The following is a 12,592-nucleotide window of genomic DNA, read 5'->3' as shown; positions in this document are numbered from 1 at the left end:
CGGTGGACGCGGCGATCAGGAGGAGGGTTCGCCCCCGCGCGGCGCCTGCCGGGGCAGCTCCAGGGCGGGCGCGGCCACCGAGTGCCGGTACTCGCGGACGGCGCTGGTCCGCGACACCACCCGTCCCCGGTGCACCACCAGCCGGCTGTAGCCCAGCGACAGCACTCCGGCCACCCCGTCCCCGCGGACCGCCAGCAGCTCCGCCGGGAACCCGGCCTCGACCCGGACCTCCGGCAGCCCCATCGCCTCCCGGGCCCGCCCGCTGACCGCCTCGTACGCCTGCTCGGGGGTGAGCTCGCCGCGCGAGGCGAGCAGGAACGCCGCCTCCAGCGGGTCGCCGCGCCCGACCGGGTTGGCCGCGTCCCGGACCGCCCCGCTGCCGGCCGCGACCCGCACCCCGGCGGCGCGCAGCAGCCGGACGGGCGCCGCGTGCGAGACGCGGCAGCGGCCGCGGGCGGTGCCGCCGCAGTCGCCCTGTGGCAGGCACACCACCGTCACACCGGCGGCGGCCAGCTGCTCCGCGGCCCGGACGGCCGCCTCCCGGGGGAGCCGGGCCAGTCCGCCGCACGGGCCGAGGGTGACGGCCGGGCGCAGCCCGCCGGCCATCGTGGCGATCCGGGCCAGCCGGGGCGGGTCGTCGGCGTCGGTGTGCAGGTCCACCGCGCAGCCGTGCTCGGCGGCGATCCGGAGGACGGCCTCCACGTAGCCGGTGGGGTCCGGGTCCAGGTCGGGGCAGCCGCCGACGGCGGTGGCGCCCATCTTGACGGCGTCCCGGAGGACGGCCAGCCCGTCGGCCCCGGCGAGGCCGGTGAGCAGCCGGGGGACGGCGACGGCCGTGAGGTCGGTGAGGTCGCGCAGGACGCGGCGGGCGGCCAGGACGCCCTCCAGCGCCCGCAGGCCGTGCACGTCGCCGACGCGGACGTGCGCGCGGACGGCGGTGGCGCCGTGGCCGAGCTGGAGCAGGGCCGCCTCGGTGGCGCGCCGCTGGACGTCCTCGACGCCGTCCGGGACCGGGCCCGCGAGGCCGGCGGTGAGTGCCGTGTCGCCGTGTGCGTGGGGTTCGGCGGGGGCCGGCAGCAGCAGGTAGCCGCCGAGGTCGCAGCGGAGGCCGGGGGCGAGGCTGCCCGCCGTGCCGACGGCCTCGACGCGGCCGCCGCTGAGCCGTACGTCCACCACGCGGCCGTCGGCGAGGTGGGCGCCGCAGAGCACGAGGGGCTTCTCGCCGGGGCCGCCGCCCGGGGAACCGGAGGGGGAGCTCGCGTCGCCGTCGGGGTTCCGGGCGGGCTGCGGCTGCTGGTTGTCGGGCATCGCGCTCCCTACGGTCCGGGGCATTCGCGCAGCGTGATCCGAGCCTAGGCCGCGGGTGGGGCGGGTTCGAGCAGGCTGCGGCGCGCTGCGAATAGTCGTACCGGCCGGGACCTGCCAGGGGGCGCGCGGTACGGCGTCGGGCCCGCCGCCCGGGGCCTTCCGGTACGGATTTCACCTTCGGCCGCAGAGCGTGTAATGTCTTCCTCGCTCGCCCCAATAGCTCAGTCGGCAGAGCGTCTCCATGGTAAGGAGAAGGTCAACGGTTCGATTCCGTTTTGGGGCTCTGGTGTGGGAGGTCTCCCCGTCTTCGGACGGGGAGGCGCCCCCCGCATCAAAGCGGCGTAGCTCAGTCGGTAGAGCAAGCGGCTCATAATCGCTGTGTCACCGGTTCAAGTCCGGTCGCCGCTACCCACAGTAGCCGATTGCGGGGTCGGTCCTCCGATCGGCTACTCTTGTCTGCGTTCCATCCGTCCATCCGTCAAGGAGCACTCACGTGGCTGCCACCGACGTCCGCCCGAAGATCACGCTGGCCTGCGTGGAGTGCAAGGAGCGGAACTACATCACCAAGAAGAACCGGCGCAACGACCCGGACCGTCTTGAGATGAAGAAGCACTGCCCGCGTTGCAACGCGCACACCGCGCACCGCGAAACGCGATAACGCACAGTCGTTCATGAGGCCGTCCCCGGTTCCTGGGGGCGGCCTCATGGCGTATCCACACCCAGGAGGTGCCGAGCCGATGGCGCTCGACCAGTCCTTCGTCGGACGGACCTACCCGGCCACCGCCCCGTATGAGGTCGGCCGCGAGAAGATCCGTGAATTCGCCGAGGCCATCGGCGACGCGAACCCGGCGTACACCGACGCCGAGGCCGCCAAGGCGCTCGGCCACCCGGATGTGATCGCCCCGCCGACCTTTGTGTTCGCCATCACCTACCGGGCCGCCGGCCAGGTGATCGAGGACCCGCAGCTGGGGCTGGACTACAGCCGCGTCGTCCACGGCGACCAGAAGTTCGCCTACGCCCGCCCGGTCCGCGCCGGCGACCGGCTGGCGGTCACCTCCACCATCGAGTCGATCAAGTCGATGGCGGGCAACGACCTGCTGACCATCCGCGGCGAGGTCCACGACGAGCACGGCGAGCACGTGGTGACCGCCCACACGATGCTGGTGGCCCGGGCGCCCGAGGCGGCCGAGGAAGGGGAGGCGTGATGACGGCGAAGGTGTCCTACGACGAGGTCGAGGTCGGCACCGAGCTGCCGACGCGCGAGTTCCCCGTGACGCGCGCCACGCTGGTGCGCTACGCGGGCGCGTCCGGCGACTTCAACCCGATCCACTGGAACGAGCGGTTCGCCAAGGAGGTCGGGCTCCCGGACGTGATCGCGCACGGCATGTTCACCATGGCCGAGGCGGTCCGCGTGGTCACCGACTGGGCCGGCGACCCGGGCGCGGTGGCCGAGTACGGGGTGCGCTTCACCAAGCCGGTCGTCGTCCCGGACGACGACGAGGGCGCGGTCATCGAGGTCAGCGGCAAGGTCGCGGCCAAGCTGGACGACGAGGCGCGGACCGTGCGCGTCGACCTGCTGGTGCGCAGCGCCGGGCAGCGGGTGCTCGGCATGCCGCGAGCCGTGGTGCGGCTGGCCTGACGGCCTGGTCGGGCAGGCCCCGGGTGTCCGGGGCGGCTGCCCGGCCGCGGCCCTTGCGAAGTTAGTTAGCAGCCACTAATCTCAGTCGCATGGTCAGGATGAGCGCGGAGGAGCGGCGCGAGAGCGTCGTCCGGGCGGCGGTCGCCGAGTTCGCCCGGGGTGGCTACCACGGCACCTCGACGGAGGCGATCGCGCGCCGGGTGGGCGTGTCGCAGCCCTACCTCTTCCGCCTCTTCCCGGGCAAGCAGGCGATCTTCCTGGCGGCGGTCGACGCGTGCCAGCAGAAGATCGTGAGCACCTTCGAGGAGGCGGCCGACGGCGTGCCGCCGGAGGGGGTCATGAAGGCGATGGGCATCGCGTACGAGCGCCTCATCGCCCGTGACAAGGAGACGCTGCTGATGCTCATGCAGATGTGCGTCGCCGTCGCCTCCGCCGAGGCGGCGGGGGACACCGAGTTCGGCCGGCCGATCCGGGAGAGCTGGGAGCGGCTCAACGACCTGGTCCGCCTCGCGCTGGGCGGCGACCCGCAGGAGACCGCCCGGTTCATGGCGCACGGGATGCTCATCAACTCCCTGGTCTCGCTGGGCTTCCCGCCCGAGCACCGGGTGTGGGACGGGCTGCCCTCCGAGCGCGACTGACCGTACGCCGACCGGCTCCCGCCGGCCCGCCGGGCCGGTTTTCTTTTGGGGCCGGAAGTTAGTGACTGATAAATAAGCAGGGGGAGAAGAGAAGTGGAACAGCAGGACTCACGACGCGCCGCCTGGGCCCTCGTCGTCTCGGGCGCGGCCGGCTTCATGGCCGCGCTCGACAACCTCGTCGTCACCACCGCGCTGCCGACCCTCCGCCGGGACCTCGGCGGCTCGCTCGAAGACCTCGAATGGACGGTCAGCGCCTACACGCTCACCTACGCCGTCCTGCTGATGTTCGGCGCCGCGCTCGGCGACCGGTTCGGCCGCCGCAGGTTCTTCGGCATCGGCATCGCCCTGTTCACCGCCGCCTCCGCCGCCGCCGCGCTGTCGTCCGGCATCGACGCGCTCATCGCCTTCCGGGCCGTCCAGGGCGTCGGCGCCGCGATCATGACGCCGCTGAGCCTCACCCTGCTCACCGCCGCCACCCCGCCCGAGCGGCGCGGCACGGCCTTCGGCATCTGGGGCGCCATCAACGGCCTCGCCGTCGCCACCGGACCGCTCATCGGCGGCGGGCTCACCGAACACATCTCCTGGCACTGGATCTTCTGGCTCAACGTCCCGATCGGGCTGCTGCTCCTCCCGCTCGTCCGGTTCCGCGTCGCCGAGTCCCGCAAGCCGGACGCCCGGCTCGACGTCCTCGGCACGGTCCTGGTCAGCGGCGGCCTCTTCGGCATCGTCTTCGCCGTCGTCAACGTCAACACGTACGGCTGGACCGGCGGCCGGGTGCTCACCGGGCTCGTCGTGGGAGCCGTGCTGCTCGCCCTCTTCGTCCGGCACGGCATCACCCACCGGAACCCCATGCTGCCGATGCGCCTCTTCCGCAACCGCGCCTTCAGCGGCATCAACGCGGCCGGGCTGCTGATGTTCTTCGGCATGTTCGGCTCGATCTTCCTGCTCAGCCAGTTCCTGCAGGCCGTCGGCGGCTACTCGCCCACCGAGGCGGGCCTGCGCATGCTGCCCTGGACCGGGATGTCGCTGATCGTCGCCCCGATCGCGGGCCGGCTCGCCGACCGCGTCGGCGGGCGCGTCGTGGCCGCCTGGGGCCTCACCTGCCAGGCGGCCGGGCTCGCCTACTACGCCCTGGTCCTCTCCGCCGACCTGTCCTACGTGGCCCAACTGCCCGCCCTGATCCTCAGCGGCGTCGGCATGGCCCTCTACTTCGCCCCGGCCGCGGCGCTCGCCCTCTCCTCGGTGCGCCCCGCCGACCAGGGCATCGTCTCCGGGACCAACGCGGCGCTGCGCGAGGTCGGCGGGGCGTTCGGGGTCGCCGTCCTCGGCTCGGTCTTCTCCGCCCGCGGCGGCTTCGAGTCGCCCCAGGCGATCGTGGACGGCACCCAGCCCGCCCTGTGGATCGGCGCGGCCGGCGTCGCCCTCGCGGCGGTGTCCGCCGCCCTCATCCCGCGGCACGGGCGGCCCGCGGCCGCGGGAGCGGCCATGGCGAAGGCGGTGCGGGAAGCGGCGCCGGGGGGAGGGCCGGACGCCACGGACCCCGCGGAGGCGACGGGCGGGCGCGCCGCCGGGCGGCCCGGTACGCACGCCGGAACCGGCGCAGGCCACTAGCGCCCCGAGCGTGTGCCGAAGGGCCCGGGCCGTCGGACCAGGCGACCCGGGCCTCGCGTTTCCGGTGCCGCGCGACGCCGGCTCCCGGGCCGGCGCTGCCGGTCCCCGTGCCCACGGGCCGGCGTGCTCGTTCACCAGCGCATGAAGCGAAGCGCCCTCGTCCGTGCCTCCGCCGTCCCCTTGACGCTCTCGGCGGTGGCCCTGACCTTCGGGTCCCCTGCCCGGGCCGGGGGCCTGGGCGCCGGCGTTCTCTCCCCGGCCGTCGGCAACGGCTGCGCCGCCCGGTCGGCGGCGGCCGCCCAAGGGGCCGCCTCGCGAGTGACGAGCGCCGCCGGGGGGAACGTGCTGGGCCTGCCCGTCAGCGGGCCGCTCAACCAGTGCGGCGGTGCCGAGGTGCCCGTGTTCGACCTCACCAAGACCGTGAAGGTGCCCAAGCAGTGCGCGGATGTCCTCAACCAGTCCCTGCTCTCGGTCGTCGGCGATCCGGAGGACGAGAGCCTCCACCCGAAGCCGTCCGCGTCGTGCCTCGCAGCCCTGCAGAAGGCGGTTCCCTGACATCGGCTGCCGCCCGGCGCTCCGGGACGGCGTCCCGCCGGTTCGGAGCGGGGCGAAGGGCGGGGGACCCGGGGTAGGGGCCGGTCCCGAGCCGGGGCGCGGCTCCCCGCCCCCGTACCCTTGTCGCCGTGCAGGAACTCCACGACACCCCGCTCGCCCCCCTGACCACCTTCCGTCTCGGCGGCCCCGCGACCCGTCTGGTCACGGCCGTCACCGACGAGGAAGTGATCGCGACCGTCCGCGAGGCGGACGCCTCCGGGACGCCGCTGCTGATTATCGGCGGCGGCAGCAACCTCGTGATCTCCGACAAGGGCTTCGACGGCGTCGCCCTGCGCATCGCCACCCGCGGGTTCGCCCTCGACGGCACCCGCCTGGAGCTCGCCGCCGGCGAGAACTGGTCCGACGCCGTCGCCCGCACCGTCGAGGCCGGGCTCGCCGGCATCGAGTGCATGGCCGGCATCCCCGGCTCGGCCGGCGCCACCCCGATCCAGAACGTCGGCGCCTACGGCCAGGAGGTCTCCTCCGTCATCACCGAGGTCGTCGCCTACGACCGCCGGGCCGGCGAGACCGTCGTCCTGCCGAACGCCGAGTGCGGCTTCTCCTACCGGCACAGCCGCTTCAAGGAAGACCCCTCCCGCTACGTCGTCCTGCGCGTCCGCTTCGTCCTGGAGGACGCGGGCGGGCTCTCCGCCCCCATCAAGTACCCCGAGACGGCCCGTGCCCTCGGCGTCGGCGCCGGGGACCGCGTTCCCGCCGCCACCGCGCGCGAGACCGTGCTGCGGCTGCGGGCCGGCAAGGGCATGGTGCTCGATCCCGAGGACCACGACACCTGGTCCGCCGGGTCGTTCTTCACCAACCCGGTGCTCACGGCCTCGCAGCACGCGGCCTTCCTGGCCCGGGCGGCGGAGCGGCTCGGGGCGGACGTCGTGCCGCCCGCCTACCCGGCGGGGGACGGGCTGGTGAAGACGTCCGCCGCCTGGCTGATCGACAAGGCGGGCTTCGGGAAGGGGTACGGGTCCGGGCCCGCGCGGATCTCGACGAAGCACACGCTGGCCCTGACGAACCGGGGGTCGGCCACCACGGAGGATCTGCTGGCGCTCGCCCGGGAGGTTCGGGACGGGGTGCGGGAGGCTTTCGGGGTGACCCTGGTGAATGAGCCGGTGACGGTCGGCGTCAGCCTGTAGCCCCGTAGGGGCTGGGGCGGGAGGGGGGTGGCCCCTGTCCCGCCCTTTCACCGTTTCCCGCAGGGGCTGCGCCCCCGCACCCCCGCAGCACGCGTCGCGCGCTGTCCTCAAACGCCGGACGGGCTGTGGAGCCACGCGTCCACGCCCGCCAGCAACCTGCCCTTCACATCCCCCGGCGCCACCGAGCCGCGGATCGACTGCCTGGCCAGTTCGGCCAGTTCCTCGTCCGTGAAGCCGTGGTGCTCGCGGGCCAGCTGGTACTGGGCGGCCAGGCGGGAGCCGAAGAGGAGGGGGTCGTCGGCGCCGAGGGCCATGGGGACGCCGGCGTCGAAGAGGGTGCGGAGCGGGACGTCCGCGGGCTTCTCGTAGACGCCGAGGGCCACGTTCGAGGACGGGCAGACCTCGCAGGTCACACCCCGCTCCGCCAGCTTGCGGAGGAGCCGCGGGTCCTCCGCGGCCCGGACGCCGTGGCCCACCCGGCCCGCGTGCAGGTCGTCCAGGCAGTCGCGGACGCTCGCCGGGCCCGACAGCTCGCCGCCGTGCGGCGCGGCCAGCAGGCCGCCCTCCCGGGCGATCTCGAAGGCCCGGTCGAAGTCCCGGGCGAAGCCCCGCCGCTCGTCGTTGGAGAGGCCGAAGCCGACCACGCCCCGGTCCGCGTAGCGCACCGCGAGCCGGGCCAGGGTGCGGGCGTCCAGGGGGTGCTTCATGCGGTTCGCGGCGACCAGGACCCGTATCCCGAGGCCGGTGTCCCGGGACGCGGTCTCCACCGCGTCCAGGATGACCTCCAGCGCGGGGATCAGCCCGCCCAGCCGGGGCGCGTACGAGGTGGGGTCGACCTGGATCTCCAGCCACCCCGAGCCGTCCCTGACGTCCTCCTCGGCGGCCTCGCGCACCAGCCGCCGGATGTCGTCGGGGGAGCGCAGGCAGGAGCGCGCGATGTCGTACAGCCGCTGGAACCGGAACCAGCCGCGCTCGTCCGTGGCCCGCAGTCTCGGGGGCTCACCGCCGCTCAGGGCCTCCGGCAGGTGCACCCCGTACTTGTCGGCCAGCTCCAGCAGGGTCGCCGGGCGCATGGAACCGGTGAAGTGCAGGTGCAGATGGGCCTTCGGCAGCAGACGGACGTCGCGAACGTTCTCCATTCAGGGATCCTGCCGCATCGACCCGGTCGACCGGAAGGGCGTTTCCCTGAAGGGGGAAGCGCCCGAAAGCGAGATCGACCGGGCCGTCGCGTCCGTCCGTCGGTCAGGCGGGCCCGCCGCGTCAGTCGCGCGCCTCGCCCAGCAGCTTCTGGATCCGGGAGACGCCCTCCGCCAGGTCCTCGTCGCCCAGCGCGTACGACAGCCGCAGGTAGCCCGGCGTGCCGAACGCCTCGCCCGGGACGACCGCGACCTCGGCCTCCTCCAGGATCAGCGCCGCCAGCTCCACCGAGGTGGCCGGCCGCTTGCCGCGGATCTCCTTGCCGAGCAGCGCCTTCACCGACGGGTAGGCGTAGAACGCGCCCTCCGGCTCCGGGCAGACGACGCCGTCGATCTCGTTGAGCATGCGCACGATCGTGCGGCGGCGACGGTCGAAGGCGACCTTCATCTCCTCGACGGCCGCCAGGTCGCCGGCGATGGCGGCCAGCGCGGCGCGCTGCGCGACGTTGCTCACGTTGGAGGTGGCGTGCGACTGGAGGTTGGTCGCGGCCTTCACCACGTCCTTCGGACCGATGATCCAGCCCACGCGCCAGCCCGTCATGGCGTACGTCTTGGCGACGCCGTTGACCACGATGCACTTGTCGCGCAGCTCCGGCACCACCACCGGCAGGGACGAGAACTCGGCGTCCCCGTAGACGAGGTGCTCGTAGATCTCGTCCGTCAGGACCCACAGGCCGTGCTCCGCCGCCCAGCGGCCGATCTCCTCGACCTGGGCGCGCGAGTAGACCGCGCCGGTCGGGTTGGACGGGGAGACGAAGAGCAGCACCTTGGTGCGCTCGGTGCGGGCCGCCTCCAGCTGCTCGACGGAGACCCGGTAACCGGTCGTCTCGTCGGCCACGACGTCCACCGGGACGCCGCCCGCCAGGCGGATCGACTCGGGGTACGTGGTCCAGTACGGCGCCGGGACGATCACCTCGTCGCCCGGGTCGAGGATGGCGGCGAACGCCTCGTAGATGGCCTGCTTGCCGCCGTTGGTGACGAGCACCTGGGACGCCTCGACCTCGTAGCCCGAGTCGCGCAGCGTCTTGGCGGCGATGGCGGCCTTCAGCTCGGGGAGCCCGCCGGCCGGCGTGTAGCGGTGGTTCTTCGGGTCGCGGCACGCCTCGACGGCGGCCTCGACGATGTACTCCGGGGTGGGGAAGTCCGGCTCGCCCGCGCCGAAGCCGATCACCGGGCGCCCGGCCGCCTTGAGGGCCTTGGCCTTGGCGTCCACGGCGAGCGTCGCGGACTCGGAGATCGACCCGATGCGGGTGGAGACCCGGCGGTCGGTGGGTGCCTGAGCGGCGGGGAAGGGAGCGGTGGCATCGGTCATACAGGCATCGTCGCAGAACCGGCGCGCGCGGGGCGCGCAGGTTCCACGGACCGGTACGGGCCGTCCGGGGACTGGCCGGGCGGCTGGTCGAGAGACGAACGGAATTCGTGATTCCGGAGCTTTTCCCGCAGCTTTTCCCGCGCTCGCGGCGGTATCTGTTCGACGGCGGCGCCCGAACCACGTACACTCAGGCGTCGTTGGCCCCTCACAGCCGAATCCGTACCGGACACATCGTGCGGTCGAGCGGATGCGGTACGTTGGGGGAACCACAAAGGGTCGTAGCTCAATTGGTAGAGCACTGGTCTCCAAAACCAGCGGTTGGGGGTTCAAGTCCCTTCGGCCCTGCTACACGCATCGTCATCGTCACCGAGGTGCGTGCGTACGCACTGATGCACCGCCGTGCGGCTCCACCGGGCGCGGCACGGCCACGACCCGGATTCAGGTGAGGACGTAGTGACGGAAGCCCTTGGCTCCACCGCGACGCCTGAGAGCGGTCGTCCCGAGGACGAGGTCGCCGTCAAGAAGCGCCGCGGCGGCAAGCGCGGCAAGAAGGGCCCGCTCGGGCGCATGGCGCTGTTCTACCGCCAGGTCGTCGCGGAGCTCCGCAAGGTCGTCTGGCCCTCGCGCGGCCAGCTCTCCACGTACACCTCCGTGGTGATCGTTTTCGTCGTCATCGTCATTGGTCTCGTGACCGTGATTGACTATGGGTTCAGCAACGCCGTCAAGTACGTCTTCGGCTGAGCCCGCCCGCGCGCCAAGGCGGTCGCCTCCGGGAGGGTTCCGGAGAGCCGCCTTTTCGCACGTTCCACCCCTTGAAGCCAGGAAGAAGCAGCCACGTGTCTGACCCGAACCTGAACGACGCCGTCGAGCCCGTCGAGGCGGCAGAGGCCGACGTGGACGCGGCTGTCTCGGCCGAGGTCGAGGGCGACGCTGCGACCGCTGACGACGCCGGGCACGAGCCCACCGCCGCCGAGGCGGCCGACGCCGAGGGCGTCGAGGAGGCCGCCGAGGCCGACGCCGACGCGGTGGCCGCTGAGGCCGACGCGGAAGAGGCTGAGGACGCCGAGGCTGCCGTGGACGCCGAGGAAGAGGCCGAGGAGGCCGCTCCGGTGGACCCGGTCGCCGCGCTCCGCGACGAGCTCCGCGGGCTGCCCGGCGAGTGGTACGTCATCCACACCTACGCCGGTTACGAGAACCGCGTGAAGACCAACCTCGAGCAGCGCGCCGTCTCGCTGAACGTCGAGGACTACATCTTCCAGGCCGAGGTGCCGCAGGAAGAGGTCGTCCAGATCAAGAACGGCGACCGCCGCACCGTCCGCCAGAACAAGCTCCCCGGCTACGTCCTGGTGCGCATGGACCTGACGAACGAGTCGTGGGGCGTCGTCCGCAACACCCCGGGCGTCACCGGCTTCGTGGGCAACGCCTACGACCCGTACCCGCTGACCCTGGACGAGATCGTCAAGATGCTCGCCCCGGAGGCCGAGGAGAAGGCCGCCAAGGAGGCCGCCGAGGCCGAGGGCCGCCCGGCTCCCAGCCGCAAGGTCGAGGTCCAGGTGCTGGACTTCGAGGTCGGCGACTCGGTCACCGTCACCGACGGCCCGTTCGCGACGCTCCAGGCGACGATCAACGAGATCAACGCCGACTCGAAGAAGGTCAAGGGCCTCGTCGAGATCTTCGGCCGCGAGACCCCGGTCGAGCTGAGCTTCGACCAGATCCAGAAGAACTGATCTTCTGGCCGTACGCTTCCGAACAGGTCGGGCAGCCCCGCGAGGGGCGGCCTGACCTCTCGGTTTTTGGGCCGGCCACGTTACCCGTTATCGTGGTGCGGTATGCCTGCGCGCAGTGTGTCGTGGGCAGAAAACTCTCACTAGGACCCGGAGAGAGCAATGCCTCCCAAGAAGAAGAAGGTCACGGGGCTTATCAAGCTCCAGATCCAGGCCGGTGCCGCCAACCCGGCTCCGCCGGTCGGCCCCGCGCTGGGTCAGCACGGCGTCAACATCATGGAGTTCTGCAAGGCCTACAACGCCGCGACCGAGTCGCAGCGTGGCATGGTCGTGCCGGTGGAGATCACGGTCTACGAGGACCGTTCCTTCACCTTCGTCACCAAGACTCCGCCGGCCGCGAAGCTGATCCTCAAGGCCGCGGGCGTGGACAAGGGCTCCGGCGAGCCGCACAAGACCAAGGTCGCCAAGATCACGCGTGACCAGGTCCGTGACATCGCCACCACCAAGATGCCCGACCTGAACGCCAACGACCTGGACGCCGCCGAGAAGATCATCGCCGGCACCGCCCGTTCCATGGGCATCACGGTCGAGGGCTGATCGTCCCGCCCCTTCAGGCACCACGTGGAAGGGCCAGCGCTGGCCCGCACCACGACTCCATTCACCACTGAGGAGTATCAGTGAAGCGCAGCAAGACTCTTCGCAACGCGGACGCGAAGATCGACCGGGAGCGCCTGTACGCTCCGCTCGAGGCCGTCCGTCTGGCGAAGGACACCTCCGGCACCAAGTTCGACAGCACCGTCGAGGTCGCCCTGCGTCTGGGCGTCGACCCGCGCAAGGCGGACCAGATGGTCCGTGGCACCGTGAACCTTCCGCACGGCACCGGTAAGACCGCCCGGGTCCTGGTCTTCGCGACCGGCGACCGTGCCGAGGCCGCGCGTGCCGCGGGCGCCGACATCGTCGGTGCCGACGAGCTCATCGACGAGGTCGCCAAGGGCCGTCTGGACTTCGACGCCGTCGTCGCCACCCCGGACCTCATGGGCAAGGTCGGCCGCCTCGGCCGCGTGCTCGGTCCCCGTGGTCTGATGCCGAACCCGAAGACCGGCACGGTCACCCCGGACACGGCCAAGGCCGTGACCGAGATCAAGGGCGGCAAGATCGAGTTCCGTGTCGACAAGCACGCGAACCTGCACTTCATCATCGGCAAGACGTCGTTCGACGAGAAGTCGCTGATCGAGAACTACAGCGCCGCGCTCGAGGAGATCCTCCGCCTCAAGCCGTCCGCCGCCAAGGGCCGCTACGTCAAGAAGGCGACCCTGAGCACCACCATGGGCCCCGGCATCCCGCTGGACCCGAACCGCACCCGCAACCTCCTCGCCGAGGACGAGACCGTCTGAGAGACGTTCTCGCACCGCGTGTGACCGCGTG

At 72.4% G+C, this 12,592-nt stretch carries 14 protein-coding genes and 3 tRNA genes; 14 read left to right on the top strand and 3 right to left on the bottom strand.

Going from position 1 to position 12,592, the window contains the following annotated elements; translation table 11 throughout:
• Window positions 1–15 precede the first annotated feature (15 nt).
• Window positions 16–1,308, bottom strand: coding sequence for an amidohydrolase family protein (locus JNW98_RS15095; protein WP_223768743.1), 1,293 nt, complete (start codon window positions 1,306–1,308; stop codon window positions 16–18).
• Between the two features lie 210 nt (window positions 1,309–1,518).
• Between JNW98_RS15095 and JNW98_RS15090 the strand changes: the two genes are divergently transcribed.
• The 9 genes from JNW98_RS15090 to JNW98_RS15050 all read left to right on the top strand — a co-directional run bounded on the left by JNW98_RS15090 (window position 1,519) and on the right by JNW98_RS15050 (window position 6,935).
• Window positions 1,519–1,591: transfer RNA gene (locus JNW98_RS15090), tRNA-Thr, on the top strand.
• 52 nt (window positions 1,592–1,643) lie between these two features.
• Window positions 1,644–1,716 (top strand) — tRNA-Met (locus tag JNW98_RS15085).
• A gap of 85 nt (window positions 1,717–1,801) precedes the next feature.
• Window positions 1,802–1,966 carry a 50S ribosomal protein L33 gene (gene rpmG, locus JNW98_RS15080; protein WP_004571794.1) on the top strand — a complete coding sequence of 55 codons (165 nt, stop codon included), beginning with the start codon at window positions 1,802–1,804 and terminating at the stop codon, window positions 1,964–1,966.
• A gap of 79 nt (window positions 1,967–2,045) precedes the next feature.
• The gene (locus tag JNW98_RS15075; protein WP_223768725.1) at window positions 2,046–2,513 is read left to right on the top strand and encodes a MaoC family dehydratase N-terminal domain-containing protein; all 468 of its coding nucleotides are present in this window, start codon (window positions 2,046–2,048) and stop codon (window positions 2,511–2,513) included.
• Window positions 2,513–2,947, top strand: coding sequence for a MaoC family dehydratase (locus JNW98_RS15070; RefSeq protein WP_223768724.1), 435 nt, complete (start codon window positions 2,513–2,515; stop codon window positions 2,945–2,947). Before JNW98_RS15075 ends, JNW98_RS15070 begins: the two co-directional genes overlap by 1 nt.
• 89 nt (window positions 2,948–3,036) lie before the next feature.
• Entirely contained in the window at window positions 3,037–3,585 is a 549-nt protein-coding gene (locus tag JNW98_RS15065; RefSeq protein WP_223768723.1) for a TetR/AcrR family transcriptional regulator, read from the top strand.
• Between the two features lie 93 nt (window positions 3,586–3,678).
• On the top strand, window positions 3,679–5,196 hold the full coding sequence (locus JNW98_RS15060) for an MFS transporter (protein WP_223768722.1): 1,518 nt from the start codon (window positions 3,679–3,681) through the stop codon (window positions 5,194–5,196).
• 141 nt (window positions 5,197–5,337) lie between these two features.
• Window positions 5,338–5,751 carry a hypothetical protein gene (locus JNW98_RS15055; RefSeq protein ID WP_223768721.1) on the top strand — a complete coding sequence of 138 codons (414 nt, stop codon included), beginning with the start codon at window positions 5,338–5,340 and terminating at the stop codon, window positions 5,749–5,751.
• 128 nt (window positions 5,752–5,879) lie between these two features.
• Window positions 5,880–6,935: a UDP-N-acetylmuramate dehydrogenase gene (locus JNW98_RS15050; protein ID WP_223768720.1), complete on the top strand. Its 1,056-nt coding sequence runs from the start codon at window positions 5,880–5,882 to the stop codon at window positions 6,933–6,935.
• A gap of 107 nt (window positions 6,936–7,042) precedes the next feature.
• Here the strand turns inward: JNW98_RS15050 and JNW98_RS15045 are convergent, their stop codons facing one another.
• Window positions 7,043–8,074 (bottom strand): adenosine deaminase, encoded by a 1,032-nt coding sequence (locus JNW98_RS15045; protein WP_223768719.1) that lies wholly within the window; start codon window positions 8,072–8,074, stop codon window positions 7,043–7,045.
• Window positions 8,075–8,195: 121 nt separating this feature from the next.
• Window positions 8,196–9,443, bottom strand: coding sequence for a pyridoxal phosphate-dependent aminotransferase (locus JNW98_RS15040; RefSeq protein WP_223768718.1), 1,248 nt, complete (start codon window positions 9,441–9,443; stop codon window positions 8,196–8,198).
• 272 nt (window positions 9,444–9,715) lie between these two features.
• Between JNW98_RS15040 and JNW98_RS15035 the strand changes: the two genes are divergently transcribed.
• The 5 genes from JNW98_RS15035 to rplA all read left to right on the top strand — a co-directional run bounded on the left by JNW98_RS15035 (window position 9,716) and on the right by rplA (window position 12,561).
• A tRNA-Trp gene (locus JNW98_RS15035) sits at window positions 9,716–9,788 on the top strand.
• A 108-nt stretch (window positions 9,789–9,896) separates the two neighbouring features.
• Window positions 9,897–10,184, top strand: a complete 288-nt coding sequence (gene secE / locus JNW98_RS15030) for a preprotein translocase subunit SecE (RefSeq protein ID WP_223768717.1) — start codon at window positions 9,897–9,899, stop codon at window positions 10,182–10,184.
• 95 nt (window positions 10,185–10,279) lie between these two features.
• Window positions 10,280–11,170, top strand: coding sequence for a transcription termination/antitermination protein NusG (nusG, locus tag JNW98_RS15025; RefSeq protein ID WP_223768716.1), 891 nt, complete (start codon window positions 10,280–10,282; stop codon window positions 11,168–11,170).
• Between the two features lie 159 nt (window positions 11,171–11,329).
• Entirely contained in the window at window positions 11,330–11,764 is a 435-nt protein-coding gene (gene rplK / locus JNW98_RS15020) for a 50S ribosomal protein L11 (RefSeq protein WP_004941595.1), read from the top strand.
• 80 nt (window positions 11,765–11,844) lie between these two features.
• Window positions 11,845–12,561: a 50S ribosomal protein L1 gene (gene rplA / locus JNW98_RS15015; protein WP_223768715.1), complete on the top strand. Its 717-nt coding sequence runs from the start codon at window positions 11,845–11,847 to the stop codon at window positions 12,559–12,561.
• The last annotated feature ends 31 nt before the right edge of the window (window positions 12,562–12,592 follow it).

It is taken from the genome of Streptomyces huiliensis (assembly GCF_020037025.1).
Lineage (GTDB): Bacteria > Actinomycetota > Actinomycetes > Streptomycetales > Streptomycetaceae > Streptomyces > Streptomyces huiliensis.
The sequence above is the reverse complement of the archived record's forward strand: the minus strand, read 5'-3'. Positions and strand labels throughout refer to the sequence as shown.